Origin of the sequence: Streptomyces sp. NBC_01352 (assembly GCF_036237295.1) — a bacterium.
Lineage (GTDB): Bacteria > Actinomycetota > Actinomycetes > Streptomycetales > Streptomycetaceae > Streptomyces > Streptomyces plumbiresistens.
The window spans coordinates 5,332,995-5,353,247 of sequence record NZ_CP108354.1 but is presented as its reverse complement, the minus strand read 5'-3'; the positions used below and the strand labels follow the sequence as shown (position 1 = coordinate 5,353,247).

Sequence of the window (20,253 nt, the reverse complement as noted above, 5' to 3'; positions counted from 1 at the left end):
CTCAGCCGAGCTTGACCTGGTCCGTGCCGTGGCCGATGTGGGCGACGACGAGGCCGGCGGCGGACACCTCGGCGTACTCGGCGGTGTGGTACCGGAAGCTCTGTCCGGCGTTCGCGCCACCCCGCGCCGCGACCGTCCACCGCAGCTCGTGGAAGAAGAACCAGTCGTCGAAGTGCTGGTGGACGACCTCGATCGAGCGGACGGAGTACTCGTCGTAGAAGGCCTCCAGGCGGGCCCGCAGCTCGTCCTTGGTGTGGATCTCGGGCAGCGTTCCGGTGTGCGACACGTAGTCGCGCACGCCCCCCTGGATCTCGGGGTGGGCCTTGTCGACGATCGTGTCGATGTCGCCCTTGCGATACGCGTCGAGCAGGGTCCCGTGCAGCCCGGCCACGGCGTACCGGCTGGCCAGCGCCCCGTCGGCCGGGTCTCCCGGCATGCTGCCCTGCTGGGTCCTGCCCCAGAACAGCTCACCGGTGATGCCCTCGGAGCCCATCGTCGGGAACATCACGATGACCGGCCGCTCGCTCTCCTCACCGGTCGCCTTGACGCGCCCGCGCCCCATGCCGCTGACGAAGGTGTACCAGGAGGCGTTGATCTCCGCCACGGGGCGGATCGCCACCACGGCCGCGAACCGGTGCATGCCGCGGTAGGACGCCGCGATCTCGTCGAACGTGCTGACGATGCGCTGGGTCGGGAGTTCCTTGCCCTCCTCGACCGAGGGACTGACGGTGTACGCGTAGGGGCCGCTCGGTGCCAGCGTCGCCAGGATGTCGTCGATGATGTCGACGTACTCGGCCCTGACGTGCTTCCACGCGGTCTCCGAGCTCTGCACCTGCAGATCCGACGTGGTGAGCAGGTCCTCGACCTTGGCGCGGTCTTTCATGGTCTTCCTTTCTGGGGGCGGGAAGCCCGGAAGTGTGTGAGGGGGGTGTGGGAGTCGGTGTGTGTGAGGGGAGAAGCGTCTGCGTGAAGAGCCGTGCGTCGTCGGAGCGCGGCAGAACTCGACCGCTCGGGCCGCGGGCTCCACGGAGCGCGGACCGGCCGACCGGCACGGGGTTTCACGAGAGGGAAAGGGCCATCGCGTCGAGAAGCGGCGTTGGACGGCGAAGACGTCGATGGGATCTGGCGTCGGTGTCGTCCGGCCGCTGGTCTGCACCGTCTGGTCAGGACGGGAGCGGCGGGGGCGGCGGGGCCGACGCGGTCAAGGGCAGCGGTGAGCCGCTGAGCGGGGCGCGCGGGTGTTGGGCCGGCGGGCGGCCGCTACTCCACGGGCGCTCGCTGCCGCGTCTTCGTCGTGCCGTGCGGCGCTGTGTGGGGGGTCATGCCGGTCGTACCTCCGTGCTGGTGTGCAGGACGTGCTGTGAGGCGGAAGGGGCGCCTCTGGGGACATCCTGGAGGACTCGACCTCTGGGGCAGAGGGCACGGGCTCTTCCCGGGGGGAATCCCTCACGAACGCGGGACGAAGGCGGCGAGGCGGCCCTCCATCACGGCCAGGGCCAGGTCCAGCCGTGAGCGGCAGCCCGTCTTCGCGAACACCTGGGTGAGGTTGTTCTCGACGGTCTTCTCGCTCACCCCGAGTTCCCGCGCGATCTGCCGGTTGGTCAGGCCCCGCCCGACCAGGGCGGTGATACGCCCTTCGAGGCCGGACAGGGCGGCGGGGCCGGTACGGCCGCTGTGGCCGCTGTGGTCGGTCGGCGGAGTCACGCCGGACGCGCGCATCGACTCCGTGATCGTCGTCCGCTGGAGACCGCCACCGAGACCCCGGGCGATCTCGTGGGCCTCGTGGAACCAGGGGCGCGGGTCGTCGGCCAGGAACGCGACGGTCATGCACGCCCGCATCAGCTCGCTCCGGCCACCGCACTCGCGCAGGAGGTCCACCGCCTTGTGCGCGCTGTCCACGTCGTGCTCGGCGAGGGCGCGGGTGATGAGCACGGCCGCCCGCAGCCCCGTTCCGCCCAGCCGGGCGTACCAGCGCTCCGCCTCGGCCCGCACCCGGGTCAGCGGTTCCTGACGTCCGCCCGCCTGCCACTCGACGAACGCGAGCCGGACGAGCAGCCGGCCGATGCCCACCACGCCCGCCTCGCCTGCCCGGTCGGCCTGTTCCGCCGGCCCTTCGCAGGAGGACCAGCCCAGTTTCCGGGCCCGCTCCCAGTCCCCGCTCCGGTAGGCGAGGCCCATGGCGGCCCAGACGCGCAGTGCGGGGAAAGGGCAGTCGTCCCCCGTCAGCTCCAGCCACGCGGCACTCCGCTCGAAGTCGCCCAGCGCCGAGTGCACCTCCGCGGCGATCAGGCGGACGGCGTGGTCGACGGGGGTCTGTGACGGGCCGGCCAGTTCGAGCGCGCGGGCCTCGGACGGGATTCCGGCCCAGTTACCGCCCAGGTAGTCCCGCATGATGCGGGCGTGGGCCGCCAGCGGGCCGCCGACCGGTTCGCCGTACGCCGCCGTCCCGAGCACGTTCCGGATGAGCGCGACCGGATCGAAGCGGTCGCCGGCGCCGTCATCGTCACCCTCCGCCGTGTCGTCCTCGGCGGGACCGTCGAGGCGGAGGCAGCCGAACGCGGCTCCGGCCTCGCTCGCCCGCAGCGGTGCCCGGCCGGTGAACCAGCGGGCGGCGAACTCCAGCGCGGCGTCGGCGGCCGGGTCACCCGCCAGGGCCTCGTGCACCGGGCCCGGCACCGGACGCCCGGTGTGGACGGCGGCCAGCGCCGCGTACGCCGCCGCCTTCCCGGGCTCATGACCGACACCGTCGCAGCGCACCTCTTCGGCCACGGCCTCGGCCAGGCCCGCGTAGTCGCCCGTCCGCACCAGCAGCGGCAACAGGGCGGCCAGGAGGCGGGAGCGCGCCGGGTCGCCGGGCTCGCAGTGGCGCAGGGCGGCCCGGTACCAGCGGGCGGCCCGGGCGGGGCAGGCCGGGAGCGCCCGGGTGGCCAGGTGCTCCAGGAGCGGTACGACGGAAGGGGTGGCCGGCAGTACGGAGCCGGCGAACGCGATGTGCTCGGCGAGGGCCGTCGGGTCCGGCGGCGGAGTGCGGTCGCCGCGCAGCAGGTGTTCGGCGAGCGCGCGGTGCACCTCGGCCGCCAGGTCCCGGGCCGTGCCGGGCAGTACGGCGGGGACCAGCGCGGGGCATGGGATGCGCAGGACGCCGTGGTCGTCGCAGAACAGGGCGCCGACGGCGACGAGGCGGTCCACGGTGCGGCCGCAGGCGGCGAGTTCGTGGCCGGTGGCCGCCGCGAAGTCCGGCAGGTCGTCCATGGCGAAGCGGCCGGCCGAGGCGGTCAGCGCGAGCAGCCGCCCGCCGGTGTCACCGCATTCCGTGACCCGCCGCACCAGGGCGTGGTCGACGGGCAGCACCGGCCCGGTCGCGGGGTCGCGCAGGCACAGGCGGCCCTGGAAGCGGACGAGGCGGCCGTCACGGCGCAGCGCCTCGAAGGTGTTCAGAACGGTGCCCGGGTTTCCGGCCAGCGGGCCGAGCGCGGCGCGCAGCGCGGGGGCCACGGCCTCGTCCAGCGGCTCCCGGGCGGCGCGGGCCAGCAGGTCGTCGATCCGGTGGTCCGGCAGGGGGCCCAGGTCGACGACGCGATCCGCGAAGGTGCTCAGCGAGGCCGAACGGGCCGGTCCGGCCCACCCGTCCTCGCGGTACGTCGCCACGACCGTGCAGCCGACGCGGTGGGCGGCGGCCACGATGAGCGCGGGGTCGGGGGCGGCGTGCACGTCGTCGATCAGGACGGCGCCGGGAGCGCTCCCGCCGAGGTGCGCGAAAAGCCGTACCAGTTCGGCGAAGAGGGCGGATCGCGCGCGGGCCGAGCCGTAACTCTCCGGCCGGCACAGCCGGTTGACCGCGGCCATCGGTTCGGCCGGCGGGGAATCCCTGATGTCGGGAAAGGCATTCCGGAACGCTTTCAGTACCGCCCGCGCGCCGAACAGGTCCCAGCGCGGAATGGCGGCGGAGCAGTGAATTCGTACGATGCCGGGGCCGCGGGTGCGCCAGGTGCGGTGGACTTCCCGCAGGAGGGTCGTTTTCCCCATACCGGGCTGTCCACGGACGAGGAGCAGCACCGGGCGACCGGACACCTCGTCCACGGCCGACAGTTCGGCGTCCCTGCCGTACACGGCCCCGCCCCCTCTCGGCACCACCGCTCCCCGCCCTCCCCGCCGTCGCACCGGCTGTCCTCGCTGGACAGACGCGGCCGGTTAACATCTGGTTGACCCCGTTCACTCAGCGAGGATTCATGCACACAGCGCATAGCGTCCCGCCTTACGAACGCGTCGCCGTCGAAACGATCGAAGCGATCCACACGCCCGGATTCCCGAAGCTCGTGGTCGTGAGCGGTCCCTCCGCCATGGAACTCGGGGCCGTACTCGAGGAATTGTCGGCGTACGACAGACAGTTCAGGTCGGAAGTCGCCGGGGCGGCCCCGGAAATGGTACGCATTTCCTTCGCCGATTCTTCACCGAAGGTTCAAATGCCCGACCGGCTGCTCCGGCGGGCTGGCGCGGAGGAGAACCGCGGAGCGGTGCTGGTGCTCCAGCATCTCCAGCACCTCTCCCCGGACGAGCTGTTCTCGCTGGAACGCCTGATCCGGCAGCTGGACGGGACGAGCACCAGCTGCATGAGCACCGTCACGCTGCCCGTGCCCCGGGCGTCCCGCGCCGCGTTCGCCGAGGTGTTCGGCCGGTTGCGGCAGGACGGTCTGGTCCACCAGGTGAACCTGCGCCCGCTGTCGCCGCGCCGGCTCGGCACCATGATCACCGCCGAGATCGAGGCCCGGGCCGAACCGGCTCTGGTCAGCTGGCTGTGGGGCCTCACCCGGGGCTGGCCCGCCGCGGCGCGCGCGGTGCTGCGGACCGCCCGGGACCAGGGCCTCATCAGGGTGGTCGACCGGCACGCCCATCTCGTGGGCGGTGCCTCCTGCCCGAGCCCCTCCGCCGTCGACGAACTGGTGCTGCCCGTCCGTGAGACGGACGGCCCGGTCTGGGAGGCCGCCAAGGCGGTGGCCGTGCTGGGCCCGCTCGGCGAGGCGGTGCCCCGCCTGACGGCCCAGGCTCTCTCGGTCACCGAGCGGGAAGCCCGTGACCTGCTCGCGCGGCTGGTGGAGACCGGCGTACTGCGGTACCGCCGCTCGGACTCCGTCTGGGAGTACCGGCTGCCGCTGGCCGGGGTCGCGGTCGGGGCGTCGCTCGGCCCCTACGAGCGGCGGAGCCTGGCCCGGATCGCCGTGTCCGCGCTGTGGCAGGGCACCGCGCGCTGCGCCGACTCCGCCTACCTACCCGAGCAGCTCGCGGCCGCCGGGAAACTGGTCGACCCCGAGCGCGCGAAGACCGAACTGCTGGACGCCGTCGAGCAGTTGGCGTACCACCATGGTGACCACGCCTACGGCGATCACGCCTACGACGACCACCGTGTTGTGCGGTGGCTGCGGGCCGCCGCCGATCTGACCGCGGACCCGGTGGAGCAGCCCCGCCTGCTGCTGGAGCACGCCAAGATCTGCCTGGCGCAGGGCAGGGCCCCGGAGGGTCTGAACTCCCTGCGGGCCGTCCTGCGGGGCCACCGCGACCGGCTGCGGCCGGACCAGCTGCTCGACGTCCACTTCGCGTACCTGGTCGCCCTGTACCGGACGGGCGACCTCGCCACGCTCGAAAGGATCGCGGAGCACGGCACGCCCGAGTGGCCCGGCGCGGGCGGGCTGCTGGAGGACGCCGTCACCCGCGGATGCGCCCTGTTGCTGTTCGGCCGCTGGCGTGAGCTCAGTGACCTGCTGGGGGAGATCCGGCGGCAGGACAGCGGCGGGTCGGTCGAGGCGCAGGTCGAGTTCCTAGCCGCGGCGGCGGAGCTGTGGGTGGGGACCACGGCCGGGGCGGAGCGGAGCAGGGCCACGCTGTCCGCCCGGCACCGCGCGGGCGAGGCGACGGCCGCCGAGGTGCACTCCCGGATCGGGGAGCTGCTGACGCTGGGCGAGTTCCGCCGGGCCGAACAACTCCTCGTCGACACAGGGCGCAGCCCGGGACAGCTGGGCCTGCCCAGCCGCATGCTCATCGCCCTCTACCGGGGGCGGCCGAAGGAAGCGATGGACCTGGCGCGCCGGAGCGCCGTCAGCGGCGCGTACGGCTGTGACGCCGTCCAGAGCGCGATGTACCACCACGCGGCGATCCTGCTGGTGTGCGGCGGCAGGCTCACCCGCGCCGGCGAACTCCTCGCCCTGGCCCGCTCCAGGCAGCCGACCCTGCCCCATCTGCTCACCTCGGCCCAGGCCTTGTGCGAACTGGTCCACGGAGAGGCCGAACAGGCCCTGTCGCTGCTGCGGACGGCCGTGCGCCGGGCCGAGTCGGACGGCGTGGTGGCGGGGACCGACCTGCTGTGGCTGCGGATGGCCGACGTCACGATGCACGTCGGCCGGCCCGAGCCCCTGAGAGAGTGCCTGGCGAAGGTCGAGGGGGTCGCCCGCAGGCTGGGCACCGAGCGGGCCGAGATGACCCGGCTCGTCCTGCACGCGGCCGTGCACGCCGACCGCGCCGCCGGGCAGGCCGCGCGGCGACTGGCCCAGCAGCGGCGGCAGCCGCTGGAGGAGTGCGCCGTGCTCTCCCACCTCATCCGCTACGGCCTGGGTGATCCGGCGATGCTGCGGGACACCTACACCATGCTCGGCGAGATCGACGCGCTGATGCCCCGGTACTGGCTGCGCCCCCTCATGCGCACGCACGGAGTGGCCGTCCCGGGGCGCCAGGCCACCGCGGAGGAGAACGAGCGCCTGCTCGCCGTCCTCGTCTCCGAGGGACTCACCAACAAGCAGATCGCCAAGACCCTCCGCGCCAGCGAGAAGAGCGTCGAGGGACGCCTGTCGAGGCTCTTCTCGCGGACGGGCCACGGATCACGGGTCGAACTCGCCATGGCGATGCTCACCGGCCGACTCCACCTGTGAGCGGGGCGGGTCAGCGCAGGACCCCGAGGTGGTCGAGGCGGTCGCTCACACCGTTGCGGAGTTCGCCGAGCGTCGTGCCGGGCGGGGCCACCTTGGGTGTGGAGGAGGGCGGCTGGGTCTCGTCCGCGCAGGTCGTGCCCCGGGCCGGGACCTTCAGGTCCACCAGGTAGGCCGTGACCGCGTCCGTCGCGCAGGCGCTCCGGCCGAAGGCGGTGTGCCCCTCGGCCTTGAAGGTGAGCAGCGAGGCGTTGTCGAGCTCACGGGACAGGGCCACCGCGTCCTGGTACGGCGTGTCCGGGTCGCCGGTGGTGCCGAGGACGAGGATCGGCGCGGAGCCCTCCGCGCCGAAGGAGCCGTCGTAGCGGCTGACGTGTTCGCCGGTCCACTGGGCGCAGGTGGTGGCGTGCTGGTGGTCGTAGGTCGGCGGGCCGTACGCCATGGCCGGGCCGAGCAGCGGTGCCGCCTCGGCGAAGGCGGTGACGTTCCGCTTCAGCAGGGCCGGGTCACTCGGGTAGTCCTTGTCGACGCACTCGACCACCACGTTCGGACCCAGGAAGTCGAAGCTGGCCGGGGACGGCGGCCGCAGCAGGAAGGACGTGTTGTCGCGCTGCTGCGCCTTGCGCAGGGCCTCGCCGAGCGAGGGCCAGATGACCTTGCCCTCGTTGATGTTGAACATCAGGCGGTAGACCAGGGTGTAGCCGTTCGCCTGCCCGCCGTTCGCGGTCGGCACCGGATCGGCGTCCAGGTCGCTCTTGAGCTTCTCGAACGCCGCCCGCGGGTCGCCGTCGCCGAACCCGCAGGTGGCCGGGTCGGCGGCGCACCAGTCGAGGAAGCGGCCCATCGCGCCGTCCAGGGCGAGGTACTGGGGCCGGTCGTAGGCGTACGGCCGGTCGGCGTAGTGCACCGGGTCGTACGCCCCGTCGAGCGCGAGGGCCCGCACCCGCTCGGGGAACAGGGCGGCGTAGACGGTGCCTATGTAGGTGCCGAACGACCGCCCGTAGTACGTCAGTTGGTCCTCGCCGAGCGCCTGGCGCAGCAGGTCGATGTCCCGGGCGACGTACTCGGTGCCCACGTACGGCAGCAGGTCGCCCGCGTTGTCCTCGCACGCCTGGTCGAAGTCGGCTGCCTGGCGTACGGCCGGTTCGAAGGCGTCCGGGCCGGGGGCGCCCTTGGCCTGCGTGACGGCCTGGGTGTACCGCTGGTCGTCCCAGCACTGCACCGCCGAGCTGCGCCCGACGCCGCGTACGTCGTACCCGAAGACGTCGAAGGAGTCGCGCAGGGCGGCCGGCAGGCTCGCGTAGTTGCCGCGGACGAAGTCCACTCCGGAGTTGCCGGGGCCGCCGGGCTGCAGGAAGAGGGTGCCCTTGCGCTGTGCAGGGTCCGCGGCCTTCTTGCGGATCACCGCCAGGGTCATGGTGCGGCCCTGCGGTTCCCGGTAGTCCACCGGCACCGCCGCGTTCGCGCACTCGAAGCCGTCCTGGCAGTCGGACCAGGTCAGGGACGGTACCGGGGGTGCCCCCTGGGCGGCCGTCGGGTCGGTCTGGGCGGCCATCACCTGGACCCCCGTACCGGCGGCGGCCAGGGCGAGCACGACGGCCCCGGCGATCCTGAAGCGCGCGAAGCCTCTCCGCGCACGCGTAGTCACTGCGTGTTCCCCCTCGGGGCTGGTGCGATGCCAAGTACTCACTGGTCGAGGTGAGTTCGGCATGGCGGGTTCGGGGACTGTCTAGCCGAACCCGAGGGGAAAGTGGGACACGAGTGGCGATGTGATCGTCCTTTTACGGGATCTCTCCACTACCCGGCGGTAGTTTCCGTGCCCGTGTCCGTCACCTCGGTGGCGTCGTCCGGGGCTGCAGCGCGGCCGACGAGGAGCCACCATGTCTCTGGGGGAGAACCCTGGGGAACCCTGGGGGAATCCGGGGGGAATCCGGGGGGAATCCGGGGGGAATCCGGGGGAAGGGAGGACGTACCCCATGCCTGAGCTGCCGGACGTCGAGGGATTCCGCGAGGTCCTCGAGAGCTGCGCGAAGGGCCGGGTCATCCGCCGCGTCGACGTGCGCGACGCGGGCGTCCTGCACGGGGTGAGCGCGCTGCGGCTGCGCGACGCGCTGGAGGGCCGGCGCTTCGGCCGGCCGGAGCGGCACGGGAAGTGGCTGCTCGCCCGCACCGACGACGGCCCCACCCTCATGCTGCACTTCGGCATGACCGGCGCGCTGATCTGCGACCGTCCCGACGACGAACCCGAACCCCACGACCGCGTCCTGTTCACCCTGGACGGCGGCCGCCAACTCCGGTACCGCGACCAGCGCAAGCTCCGGGGCCTTTGGCTGGCCGACGACGACTCCGACGTCGCACGGCTGCTGGAGGGGCAGGGCCCCGACGCGATGGCGGTGGACCGCAAGGACTTCGAGGCGGCGCTCACCGCCCGCCGCGGCCGGGTCAAGACCGTCCTCACCGACCAGTCCGTCCTGGCCGGACTCGGCAACCTGCTCGCCGACGAGATCCTGTGGCGGGCCAAGCTGAACCCCACCGGCCGCGTGAACGACCTCACCGAGCCCGAACGCCGCCGCCTCTACACCCACATGCGCCGCACCCTGCGCTCCGCGGTCACCGCGGGCCGCGTCCCACCCCGCGACTCCTGGCTCACGGGCCACCGCGACGCCCCCGACCCCACCTGCCCCCGCTGCGGCACCCACCTACGCCGCACCCGCCTGGCAAGCCGCACCACGGTGTGGTGCCCCCACTGCCAGCCGGACGGCTCGTGAGACCTGGGCGCACCATGATGGGCAGGGCCGAACCCCGGCCGACCTGCCCTCCTCGCGCCCCCTGGCGTACCACCACCGTGACGCCCCCGACCGGACCTGCCCCGTGCTGCGGCACCCTTGTGCTGCCCCCGCCTGGTGAGCCGCGCCGCGGTGTGGTGGTCCCGCGCTGTCGGCCGGACCGCTCTTGAGGCCCGGGCGCGTCACGCGGGGCGGGGCCGGGCTGCGGTCGATCGTCCCGCTCCGCGACTTCTGGCTCACCGGCCACCGCGACGCCCCCGGCCCCATCTGCCCGCGCTGCCGGCCGGACCGCTCCTGAGCCGCTGGCGGTCCACCCGGCGTCAGGCCGACGTGGCCGGCCCGCTCGCCCGGGACCTCATCCGTGGCTGGATGCGGGTGCCGAAGTTCTCGAGGCCTTCGAGGAAGTCGTCGAACACCAGCATGATCCCCTTGGTGCCGGTGACCTCGGCGACCTCGTCGAGCATCCTCGCGACGGTCTCGTAGGAGCCGACCAGCGTGCCCATGTTGAAGTTCACGGCGCCTTCGGGGAGCACGATGGTCCTCGCGGTGGAGGAGTCGTCGGCGGTCGTGTCCGTGGCCGATTCCCCCGCCATGTACGCCAGCGCCGCGCGGTCGGCGTTGTCGTGGTAGTCCTTCCACTTCGCCTGGGCGGCCTCGTCGGTCTCGTCCGCGATGACCATGAAGAGGGAGAGCGCGCCGACGTCGCGGCCGGTCTTCTTCGCCGCCTCCACGAGCGTGGCCGTGGTGTCCGAGAGGGCGAGCGGGGTGTTCACGCCGCTGCCCAGGATGAAGTTGTACTCGGCGTGCTCGGCGGCGAACTTCATGCCGGTGTTGCTCTGACCCGCGGCAACGATGTCAATGTGCCCGCTCGCCGGGCGCGGGGACAGCACGCAGTCGTCCATCTCGTAGAACTCGCCCTTGAAGTTGCTGACGCCCTCGCTCCACAGCTCCTTCATCACGGTGACGTACTCGACGGCACGGTTGTACCGGTTGCCGAAGTGCTCGTCGCCGGGCCACAGGCCCATCTGGGAGTACTCGCCGGGCGCCCAGCCGGTGACGATGTTGACGCCGAAGCGGCCGGGGGCGATCGAGTCGACGGTCACGGCCATGCGCGCGACGATCGCCGGCGGCAGCGCGAGGATCGGCGTGGAGGCGTACAGCTTGATCCGGTCGGTCACGGCGGCCAGGCCCGCCATCAGCGTGAACGACTCGAGATTGTGGTCCCAGAACTCGGTCTCGCCGCCGAAGCCCTTGAGTTTGATCATCGACAGGGCGAAGTCGAGCCCGTGCTCCTCGGCCTTCCGCACGATGGCCTTGTTCAGCTCGAAGCTCGGCATGTACTGCGGAGAGCTCTTCGAGATGAGCCAGCCGTTGTTGCCGATGGGGAGGAAGACGCCGATGTCCATGCCGCTCCTTGGCGGGTCGGGGCCGTGGTGTCACGCCGGACGGTCACGTGACGTCGGCGATCCAGGTGATCCAAGGTGATCCACGATAACTCCGCCTGGTTTCCGGGCTGTTGATTCCCCGCGCGAGCAGTGGCCGGCCCCGGCGTGATAATCCTGCGAAGCACTGCTTCGGATGAGACGGGAACGGTTAGATACCGGGTATGAACGCACGGCTGGCCCTGCTCAGCACGGTGGACCCCGGTATCGCGGAAAGCGAGGTCTTCCGGCTGGCACTCCAGCATGCGGTGGGCGAGCTCGGCGCACTGGGGGGAACGATTCACCTCCGCGGCCCCATGTCCGCGCTGCGCCTGGTGTCGGCGACCGGCCTGCCTCCCGTCCTGACGCGCTCGTGGGAGATCGTCGACCAGGAGGGCCCGCTGGCCCCGGCCCGCGCCCTGCACCGGGGCAGCGGCGTATGGGTGCCGCCGGAACCCGGTGAGCAGGCCGACCCGGCCGGGTGGCCCGGCACCGGCCTGGCCGCCGTACCGGTGTTCAGCGGGGACCGCAGCATCGGCGCGCTCACCGTCCTGATGGGCGACGGCGGCGAGCCCACCTCCGGGCAGTGGGACTTCCTGCGGGCCGTCATCGCCTGGACCGAGGAGCGCATGGCCCAGGCGCCGCCGCCGTCCGGTCCCTCGCAGACGGAGCTGAGCGCCGACCGCCTGCGGCAGGCCCTGAAGGAGGTCAGCGTCGGCTCCTGGGACTGGAACATCCGCACCGGTGACCTGGTCTGGGACGAGGCGGCCCTGGAGCTCTACGGGACCAGGCCGCAGGACTACACCGGCAGGATCGAGGACTGGATGCGGATCGTCCACCCCGACGACCTGGCGCCGACCCTGGACGCGGCGGGGCGGGCGATCCGCGACCACGGCGTGTACGAGGCCGAGTACCGGGTGCGCAAACTGGACGGAACGTGGGGCTGGACCCAGGCCCGCGGCCGGGCGACGTACGACGAGCAGGGCGAGGCCGAGCGGATGATCGGCGTGGGGTGGGACAGCGACGAGCCCCGTTCCGTCCGTGACGCGCTCAGCCGGGCTCTGCGGCACATGAGCGACGGCTTCCTGGCCGTGGACGACGGGTGGCGCATCACCTTCGCCAACCTGGAGGCGGAACGCACGCTGGGCTTTTCCGAGGAGGAGCTCTTCGGGCGCGTCCTGTGGGACCTGCCCTCCGCGCGGCAGGTCCCCGGCCTGGAGAAGGGCTGTCGGCAGGCCGCGGCCGAGGACAAGCCCGCCGGCTTCGACGTGCACATGCCGGACACCGGCCGCCGCTACCACCTGCGGCTGGTCCCGGGTCCAGACGGCCGCACCCTCTACTTCACCGACGTCACCGAGAAACGGCGCCTGGCACAGGAGCGTGAGGCGTCCGAGAGCGCCGCGTCCGAGCGCGCGGCCCGGATCGCGGAGCTGACCGCGGCGCTCGCCAAGGCGACGACGTCACGGGACGTGGTGGAGGCGGTCGCCCAGCGGGTGCTGCCGCCGTTCGCCGCCGCCGGACTCCTGGTCCAGGCCGTCGAAGGCCAGCGGCTCCACAACGTCGGAGCCGTCGGCTACCCGGCCGACTTCCTCGAAGCCGTCAACAGCGTCCCCTGGACGACGCACAACCCGGCCTGGGAGGCCATCGAGGCGGACACGCCGCTGTTCCTGTCCTCGGTACGGGAGTTCGCCGCGCGCTGGCCCGACCTGGGCCACCTGGCCGACCGCGGCGACAAGCAGGCCTGGGCCTTCCTGCCGCTGACCGCGTCCGGGCACACCTTCGGGGTGTGCGTGGTCTCCTTCGACCGGCCGCGCCGCCTCACCGACGACGAACGCACCCTGCTGACCACCATCAGCGCTCTCCTCGCCCAGGCCCTGGAACGGGCCCGGCTCTACGACGCCGAACACACCCGCTCCCGCGAACTCCAGCGCAGCCTGCTCCCCCGGGGCCTGCCCGACCTGCCCGCGTGCACGGCCGCCGCCCGCTACCTCCCCGCCGGCCAGGGCATGGACGTGGGCGGCGACTGGTACGACATCATCCCGCTCTCCGGCGGACAGGTCGCCCTCGTCGTCGGCGACGTCATGGGCCACGGCCTGCCCGAGGCGGCCACCATGGGCCGCCTGCGCACGGCCGTCCACACCCTGGCCGACCTCGAACTGCCGCCCGACGAGATCATGAGCCACCTCAACGACATCGTCGGCGGCATGGGCGAGGAGTCGTACGTCACCTGTCTGTACGCGCTCTACGACTCCACCACCCAGGTCTGCTCCATCGCCCGCGCCGGACACCCGCCGCCGGCCCTCGTCCACCCCGACGGCACCGTGCACTTCCCGCCCCTGGCCGCGGACCCGCCCCTGGGCGCGGCGGAACCACCGTTCGAGACGGTCGAGTTGCACGTCCCCGAAGGCAGCCTGCTCGTGCTCTACACCGACGGCCTGGTCGAGTCGTCGACACGCGAGATCGACGAGGGCATGGCGGACCTGGCCCGGCTCCTGCGCACGGCCCACGAGACCGGCACGGCCGCGGACCTGGAACACCTCTGCGACACCCTCACCGCCGGCCTGCTCCCCGCCGAGCACCAGGCGGCCGACGACGCCGCGTTCCTCGTCGCCCGCCTGCACGCCCTGACCGGCGACCGGATCGCCTCCTGGCCGCTCCCCGAGGACCCCAAAGCGGCCGGCCAGGCCCGCCGCCACGTCCGCGAACAACTCTCCGCCTGGGAGCTGGACGACCTCACCCCCACCACGGAACTCCTGGCCAGCGAACTGGTCGGCAACGTCGTACGCCACGCCAAGGGCCCGGTCAGCCTCCGCCTGCTGTACGGCGCCGACCTGATCTGCGAGGTCTTCGACGGCAGCCTGACGATGCCCCGCATCCGCCGCGCCACGGACACCGACGAGGGCGGCCGCGGCCTGCAACTCGTCACCGCACTCTCCCAACGCTGGGGCACCCGCTACACCCCGACCGGAAAATGCATCTGGACCGAACAGCCCCTACCCGGCCCGACCGGCCACCAGGCCCAAATGTCCGACGACGCCCTATCCCTGATGTTCCCCAAACTGCTCCCGGACACCGAGGAGTTCGACGGAGACCTGGACGCCCTGCCGTTCGGGGACGAGGACTTGTAGGACGCGGATTCGTCCGCCCCGCGGGTCTGGTCGACCGTCTGAGATGTCAGCCGGGGATGGTCGGGTTCCACTCGTCTCGTGCCCACTTGGAGTCGCCGAGCGGGTAGTTGTACGCCGGTCGGCCCACGTTTCCGCTCGTTCGGAAGGGCTTGCCGTTGTCGTCGATGCGCAGGATGCCCTTCTGGTTGCCGCTGGACCACTCCAGGTCCAGGTACCAGCTCACGTTGTACGCCCGCGCGTCGGCGAAGATGTAGAAGACCTCGGGATCCGACTCACTCACCTTGTACGGGAAGTCGCGCTGACCGGCCTTGGGTGAGATCGCGGGCCGCCCGGCATCGAGGTTCACACCGAAGGCCGCCGTCTCCACGCCGCCACCGCAGCCGACGCCCATCGCGAAGTCGTTCCAGTCGAGCGGTGTGCTCTTCTCCACGATCCGCACATGGAGTTCGTCCAGGACGACGGTGGCCTTCCCGGTGCCCTGCACGGTCAGTTCGAGCATCTGCTGCCCGGCGGCGACCCCACCGAACGCGGTGACCCACCCGCGCGCGTCCGGCTCGGGCGGCGGCGGAGGCACCTCCTCGGGTTTCCGGTCGAGCAGGTAGTGCTGGCTGCACGGCCCTTCCCACTTGTACGGGTCGACGTCGACGGCGGGCGCGGTGGCCCCGTCCTCGACACCCCCGCCCTGGGCCGCCCCGGCTCCGCCGCTCCGGGTGGCGGAGGCGGAGACGGAAGCCGTGGGACTGCCGCTGCGGGACGCGGACGGCGAGGGCGACTTGCCTTTCCCGTCGGCCGACTCGGAGGCGCCGGGACTTTCGTCGACGGGCCGGGAGGCGGCGCCCGCGGGCTGCTTCGCGCTCTGGTCGTCATCGCTCGCGCCGGGCACGAGATTCACCACGAGCGCGGCCGACACGACGGCGGCGGCCACGGCGGCGCCGACGAGGACGGCGGTACGCCGCCGTCGCCCCACGGGAGCCTCCGTCAGGGGCGGCCGCTCGATCTCGGGAACGGGCTCGGGCTCGGGCTCGGCCGTCGCTTCGGGCTCCGTCGCCGTGCCCGCTCCGGTCTCGGCCTCCGCCTTCTGCCCCCGCCGGGCGTCCGCGAGAACCCACCGCCGATGCAGTTCCACCAGTTCCTCGGGCGTCGCCTTGCACACGCGCGCGAACCGCTCCACGGGTGCGTAGTCCGTCGGTACGGCGTCCCCGTTGACGTACCGGTGAAGCGTGGACGTACTCGTGTGCAGCCGCTTCCCGAGCACCCCGTAACTGAGCCCGGATCGCTCCTTCAACTGGCCCAGCAGCTCCGAGAACTCGTCCCCCGCCACCATTCCTCCCTCTCCCACGTCCCGGACCCCCGTTCCAGGGGGAGGTCATTCCCCCAGGTCAGAGGCATTGCGAGCGTTCCAGCGTTCCGGATGCCCCGGCAGTCGTGGCGGCCGGGACGGATCGCCCCACAAGCTTGGGCCATCCAAGCACGCCGCTCCCGGCACCCGGTCGAGCGGCCCATGCCAACACCCGTACCGCACCAGGGGGATCTCATGTCCACACGTACTCAGCGCACCCACCGCACCCACCGCACCCACCGCTCCCGCATGCTCGTCGCCGCCGCGATCACGGCCGCCACGCTGACGCTGGCGGCATGCAACGGCGGAGAGGGCGTCCGCGACGAGGGGGCGTCGGCCGGGTCCTCGTCCACGGCGGCGCCCACGGCTTCCACCACGCCGTCACAGAAGGCGAGCGGGGGAACGTCCACCGGAGCGGGCCAGACCGACCAGACCGACCAGACCGGCTCGACCTCCAAGGGCTCGACGGGCGGCGCGGCCGGTTCGAGCGGCACGTCGGGCTCGTCGGGCTCGAAGGGTTCCTCGGGTTCCAGTGGTTCTTCGGGCTCCACGGGCTCGGACGACTCGGCGTCCGCCTCCGTCCCCTGCTCCAGCGCCTCCACCCGGATGGCCGCCACGGTGGTCGCCCGTCCGCTCAACCACCTTCTCCTCACCGTCACCAACACCGGCTCGAAGAACTGTGACCTGACCGGCTTCCCGGCCGTCCGGTTCGGCGCGGCCCAGTCCGTCCCGCCGGCCTTCGAGGACTCCAAGCCGCAGGCGGTGGTCACGCTGGCCCCCGGCGAGTCGGGCTACGCGAGCGTCCTTCTCGCGGCCGCGGACGGCAGCGGCTCCCATGGCTACACGGCCAAGTCCCTCGAGGTGTTCTACGGCGAGGGCGCGAGCGCCCGCCCGTCACTCCCCGCGAAGGGCGTGTACGTCGACGACTCGATCGGCGTCTCGTACTGGCAGTCGACCATGGCCGACGCCCTGGCCTGGTGACGCACCGGCTCACCGACGCGGGTCCGCGTACTGAGGCGCTCGGCCGGGACACCCCGGCCGAGCGCCTGTCGTGGGAGGGGCTCAGTCGGAGGTGATGTCGACCGTGACCGAGCCATGGGCGTAGGCGTGCCGCGCGTCGCCGTAGTACTGGACGGTGTACTGGACAGCGCCCTTGGCCCTCGGCCGGTCCGTGTAGCTGAACGTGCCGTCGGCGGCGACGGTCGCGGACCCGATCATCGTGCCCTCACCCGCCAGGGGGTCGTCGAGCCGCCAGATGTCGACGGTGCTTCCGGTGCCGAATCCCACGGGCGCCACGAGCTTTCCGTTGAGGGTGAGGTCCTGGTTCCGGGGCGACGAGGCGGGTGCCCGCACGGTGACGGTGGTGTCGACCTGCGGGTGGTTCAGGACCTGCAGCGACAGGGACGAGGAGCCGCTGTCCTCGGTGACCGCGAAGATCCGGCTGCCGTCAGGCGCCCAGGCCAGACCGCCGGACTGGAGAGTGTTGGTGGTGTACGGGGACGACGCCGGGAAGTCCCAGGTGTGGAAGGCCGTGGAGTCGCCCTGCGGGAACAGGTACACGTCGGGCGAGGAGGCGCCGTTGATGCCCGCCGCGATCGTGCCGTCGGGGGCGACGGCCACGGAGTTGGGATAGTGGCTGGTGGTGTAGCGGCCGTCGTCCGACAGGTCGGCGGTGCGGAACGCCTGGTGGTAATAGGGGCTGGCGCAGGCGACGACGACCCGCGCGGCGTCCGGCGTCAGGGCGAGGTCCTGCAGGCTCGCGCACCCGTCCGGCCCCGGATCGACGCGCCTGGCCTGTGCGTCGGCCCGGCCGGTGCTCACGTCGTACACCGCCAGGGAGGCGGCGTTGCCGTCGGACTCGGCGGCGACGAGGGTGTCCGGGTCCTGCGGCGTGGCCGCGAGGTGCGGCGCGCCGCGGAACGTGTCGAGGCCCTGGTCCCGTGTGACGACCGGCTGCGGGCCGCTCAGGTCCAGGGAGCCGAGGGCGCCGTGCCAGGTGTCGGTGCTGTAGCCGAACCAGATCTTCCCGCCGGCGAGCGCGAGGGAGGTCGGGCCGGCGTAGGCGCCCGCACCGGTGCCGGTGTCGTACCTGGCGGTCTCCTGCAGCGTGGCGGTGTCGATCGCGGCGATCGCGCCGGCGTCGCGGAGAGCCACGTACAGCGTGCTGAAGTCGCTGGACAGCGCGACTCCCCAGGCGCCGGCCTCTCCGCCGATCTGCTTCACGACCTGGCCCGTGTAGTCCGTCACCAGAACGCTGCCACCGAACGGGTCACTGAGGAACACCTGCTGATGAGCCGCGTCGACAGCCATGTCGCGATACGAGCTGATCGGCAGTGAGGTACTGGTGTCCGCGGCGGCCGTGGTCGTTCCGAGGCCGAGGAGCGAGAGGCTCAGGGCGGCGGAGAGTGCCGCTGAGAGTGCCGCTCTTTCGGCGAACTGTCTTATGCGCACGTGTCGGTCGCTTCCTTCGGTAGGCGTCTGCGGGTGAACTCCACGCCACTGTCTTGATCGACAGGCGGCACTCATCCAGCGCGGAGCCCCAACCAGACGTCACACGCGGCGGGTTACGCCTCAGCTCGGCCTCAGAATGATCGCCTGGCCGCCCGCGGGAGCCATGGCCACGTCCAGCGTGGTCTGCGAGGTGACGGTCCGCGTACCGACCACGACCGGGGTGCGGAACGGGCTGCTGCCCGGCGTGCCGTCGGCGTAGACGGTCGCCGTATAGGTTCCGCCGCCCAGGAACGACAGCGGGATCGGCAGCGTCCGGGCCGTCTCGTCGGTCATCGCCCCCAGGTACCAGGTGGAGCCGTTCCGGCGGGCGACCGCCACGTACTCGCCGATCGATCCGGCCAGGGTCCTGCTCTCGTCCCAGGTGGTGGGGACGGCGTTGAACCAGGGCAGTCCGGGCCAGCTCGCCGGGTTGGCGTACTTGGACGGTTTGTCGTACCAGAAAAGGAAGTTGAGGGGCTGGTAGTACACCGCGGCCATCGCCATCTGGTGGGCGTTGGTCGTCTTGTTGCGCGACTGGCCGTAGCAGATGGTGTAGTCGATCGGGCCGCCGATGTTGCGGGCGAAGGGCAGCGTCACGTTGTGGGTGGCGGTCGGGAACTGCTCGTTGCCCCGGACGCCTTCCAGGCTGATGTAGTTCGGGTACGTGCGCTCGTAGCCGAACGGCCGTACGTCGTCGTGCATGTCGATCAGCAGCTCGTACGCGGCGGCCGTCCGCGCCCAGCCGGTGATCTGGTTCGTCATCGACTGGGTGCCTTCGTTGATGAAGCCGAGCTTGATGCCCGCGACGCCCCAGCTCTTGTAGAGGGCGAAGAGTGAATCCGCGTCGGTGAGCGCGATCCGGTTGACGTAGAGGAAGACGCCGATGCCCTTGCTCGTGGCGTACGAGATGACGGACGGCAGGTCGATGGCGGCGATCGGGGTCGTCGCGTCGACGGTGGTGAACTCGGGGCCGTACCAGCCGGCGTCGTACTCGATGTACTCCACACCGCGGGCCACCGCGAAGTCGACGCCCGCGAGGCCGGCGGCGGTGCTGAGCTCGCAGCGGAAGACCTTGCCGGGCTTGATCCAGGTGGTGCCGGTCAGGGCGGTGGGCGGGGCGAGGTTGAGCACCAGCTCGGCGTTGTCGACCAGCTCGGCGTGCGTGGCCCCGATCACCACCGCGCGCCACGGTGTGGCGAACGGGGCGGTGACCGTGGCGGTCGTCTCGACCGGGCCGCTGCCGCGGGCGGTGTGCTCCATCAGGAAGGCGGACAGGGTGCCCGGCTGCCCGGGGACCGAACTGAGCATCAGGCGGGGGAAGTTCAGGCGGGCGGACTCGCAGACGCAGGCGAGGTACCCGTTGGAGAGGGTGGCCGTCAGCGGCAGGTCGGTCAGAGGGCCCTGGTCCGTGCTCGACGTTCCGCTCGACGGGATCGCGTCGGGGGCGACCGGGAGGTACGCGTCCTCGTCGCGGGCGCTGTAGACGGTGGTGTCGTCCGGGAAGACGAACGTCGTCAGCTCGTCGGAGATGGTGACGGTGCCGGTCTCGGTGTCGGTGCCGGTGCCTGTGTCGAGCAGGACGTAGCGCAGGGCGACGCCGGTCTTGTAGGCGCGGATCCGGACGCCGAAGCGGATGCCAGAGGCGGTGTCCTGGAGCTTCCAGCGCTGCTCCTGGTAGTGGTCGGTGACCGTCGCATTGCGGCCGTACACCGGGGACCAGGTGGTACGGGTGGTCCCGTGCTGCTGCCCGAGCACCGTCACGTCGCTGCCGAGGACGGTCCCGTCGCTCAGCCTGAGGCCCAGGGCCGAGGTGTCGATCACGGTCTTGCCGTTGCGCTCGGCGGACCACCGGAGCGCCCCGTTCACCACCGACATGGTGATGGACGTACCGCCCATGCGCGCGGTCGCACGGACCACACGGGCCGGGGCGTCCGCCGCGTGGGCCGGCCGCGTGGCGACCAGCCCCACCGCCGCCGTCCCGGCGGTGACGGCCGCGCCCTTGAGTATTCCCCGACGGGACAACGCCCCCGCGCTGTCGCCGCTGTCCGTGGTGAGCTCTTCCCGGTCTCCCGCAGCTCTCATCGTGAAGGGACCTCCCCATTGAGGTAATCAGGTAGTAACCGTTTACTCGCCGACGCAGGGAACGTACGTGCTGAGCAAACCCGGGTCAAGATC

Annotated in this window: 11 protein-coding genes; 4 read left to right on the top strand and 7 right to left on the bottom strand. The window is 72.1% G+C overall.

Translation table 11 applies throughout. From position 1 onward, the window contains the following. Window position 1: 1 nt before the first annotated feature. Together OG252_RS24800 and OG252_RS24795 are read right to left on the bottom strand one after the other, a co-directional pair. A complete protein-coding gene (locus OG252_RS24800) occupies window positions 2-883 on the bottom strand; it encodes a hypothetical protein (protein WP_329338791.1) in 882 nt (293 codons plus the stop codon). Between the two features lie 563 nt (window positions 884-1,446). After that, a complete protein-coding gene (locus OG252_RS24795; protein WP_329338789.1) occupies window positions 1,447-4,110 on the bottom strand; it encodes a helix-turn-helix transcriptional regulator in 2,664 nt (887 codons plus the stop codon). Between the two features lie 353 nt (window positions 4,111-4,463). On the opposite strand from OG252_RS24795, the gene OG252_RS24790 reads away from it, so the two are divergent. Further along, on the top strand, window positions 4,464-6,917 hold the full coding sequence (locus tag OG252_RS24790; protein WP_329338788.1) for a LuxR C-terminal-related transcriptional regulator: 2,454 nt from the start codon (window positions 4,464-4,466) through the stop codon (window positions 6,915-6,917). Window positions 6,918-6,927: 10 nt separating this feature from the next. Here the strand turns inward: OG252_RS24790 and OG252_RS24785 are convergent, their stop codons facing one another. Then, window positions 6,928-8,469, bottom strand: a complete 1,542-nt coding sequence (locus OG252_RS24785) for an alpha/beta hydrolase (RefSeq protein ID WP_443068503.1) — start codon at window positions 8,467-8,469, stop codon at window positions 6,928-6,930. Between the two features lie 421 nt (window positions 8,470-8,890). On the opposite strand from OG252_RS24785, the gene OG252_RS24780 reads away from it, so the two are divergent. After that, entirely contained in the window at window positions 8,891-9,682 is a 792-nt protein-coding gene (locus tag OG252_RS24780) for an Fpg/Nei family DNA glycosylase (RefSeq protein WP_329338784.1), read from the top strand. A 338-nt stretch (window positions 9,683-10,020) separates the two neighbouring features. Here OG252_RS24780 and rutA read toward each other — a convergent pair whose 3' ends face one another. Further along, complete coding sequence (gene rutA / locus OG252_RS24775) at window positions 10,021-11,106, bottom strand: pyrimidine utilization protein A (RefSeq protein WP_329338782.1); 1,086 nt, start codon at window positions 11,104-11,106, stop codon at window positions 10,021-10,023. A 200-nt stretch (window positions 11,107-11,306) separates the two neighbouring features. On the opposite strand from rutA, the gene OG252_RS24770 reads away from it, so the two are divergent. Next, a complete protein-coding gene (locus OG252_RS24770; protein WP_266436330.1) occupies window positions 11,307-14,249 on the top strand; it encodes a SpoIIE family protein phosphatase in 2,943 nt (980 codons plus the stop codon). Window positions 14,250-14,295: 46 nt separating this feature from the next. Here the strand turns inward: OG252_RS24770 and OG252_RS24765 are convergent, their stop codons facing one another. Continuing rightward, window positions 14,296-15,588, bottom strand: coding sequence for a helix-turn-helix domain-containing protein (locus OG252_RS24765; protein WP_329338779.1), 1,293 nt, complete (start codon window positions 15,586-15,588; stop codon window positions 14,296-14,298). 195 nt (window positions 15,589-15,783) lie between these two features. On the opposite strand from OG252_RS24765, the gene OG252_RS24760 reads away from it, so the two are divergent. Next, window positions 15,784-16,569: a DUF4232 domain-containing protein gene (locus OG252_RS24760; RefSeq protein ID WP_329338777.1), complete on the top strand. Its 786-nt coding sequence runs from the start codon at window positions 15,784-15,786 to the stop codon at window positions 16,567-16,569. 81 nt (window positions 16,570-16,650) lie between these two features. Here the strand turns inward: OG252_RS24760 and OG252_RS24755 are convergent, their stop codons facing one another. Continuing rightward, window positions 16,651-18,039: a hypothetical protein gene (locus tag OG252_RS24755; RefSeq protein ID WP_329338775.1), complete on the bottom strand. Its 1,389-nt coding sequence runs from the start codon at window positions 18,037-18,039 to the stop codon at window positions 16,651-16,653. 120 nt (window positions 18,040-18,159) lie between these two features. Then, on the bottom strand, window positions 18,160-20,160 hold the full coding sequence (locus OG252_RS24750) for a glycoside hydrolase family 97 protein (RefSeq protein WP_329338773.1): 2,001 nt from the start codon (window positions 20,158-20,160) through the stop codon (window positions 18,160-18,162). Window positions 20,161-20,253: the final 93 nt, after the last annotated feature.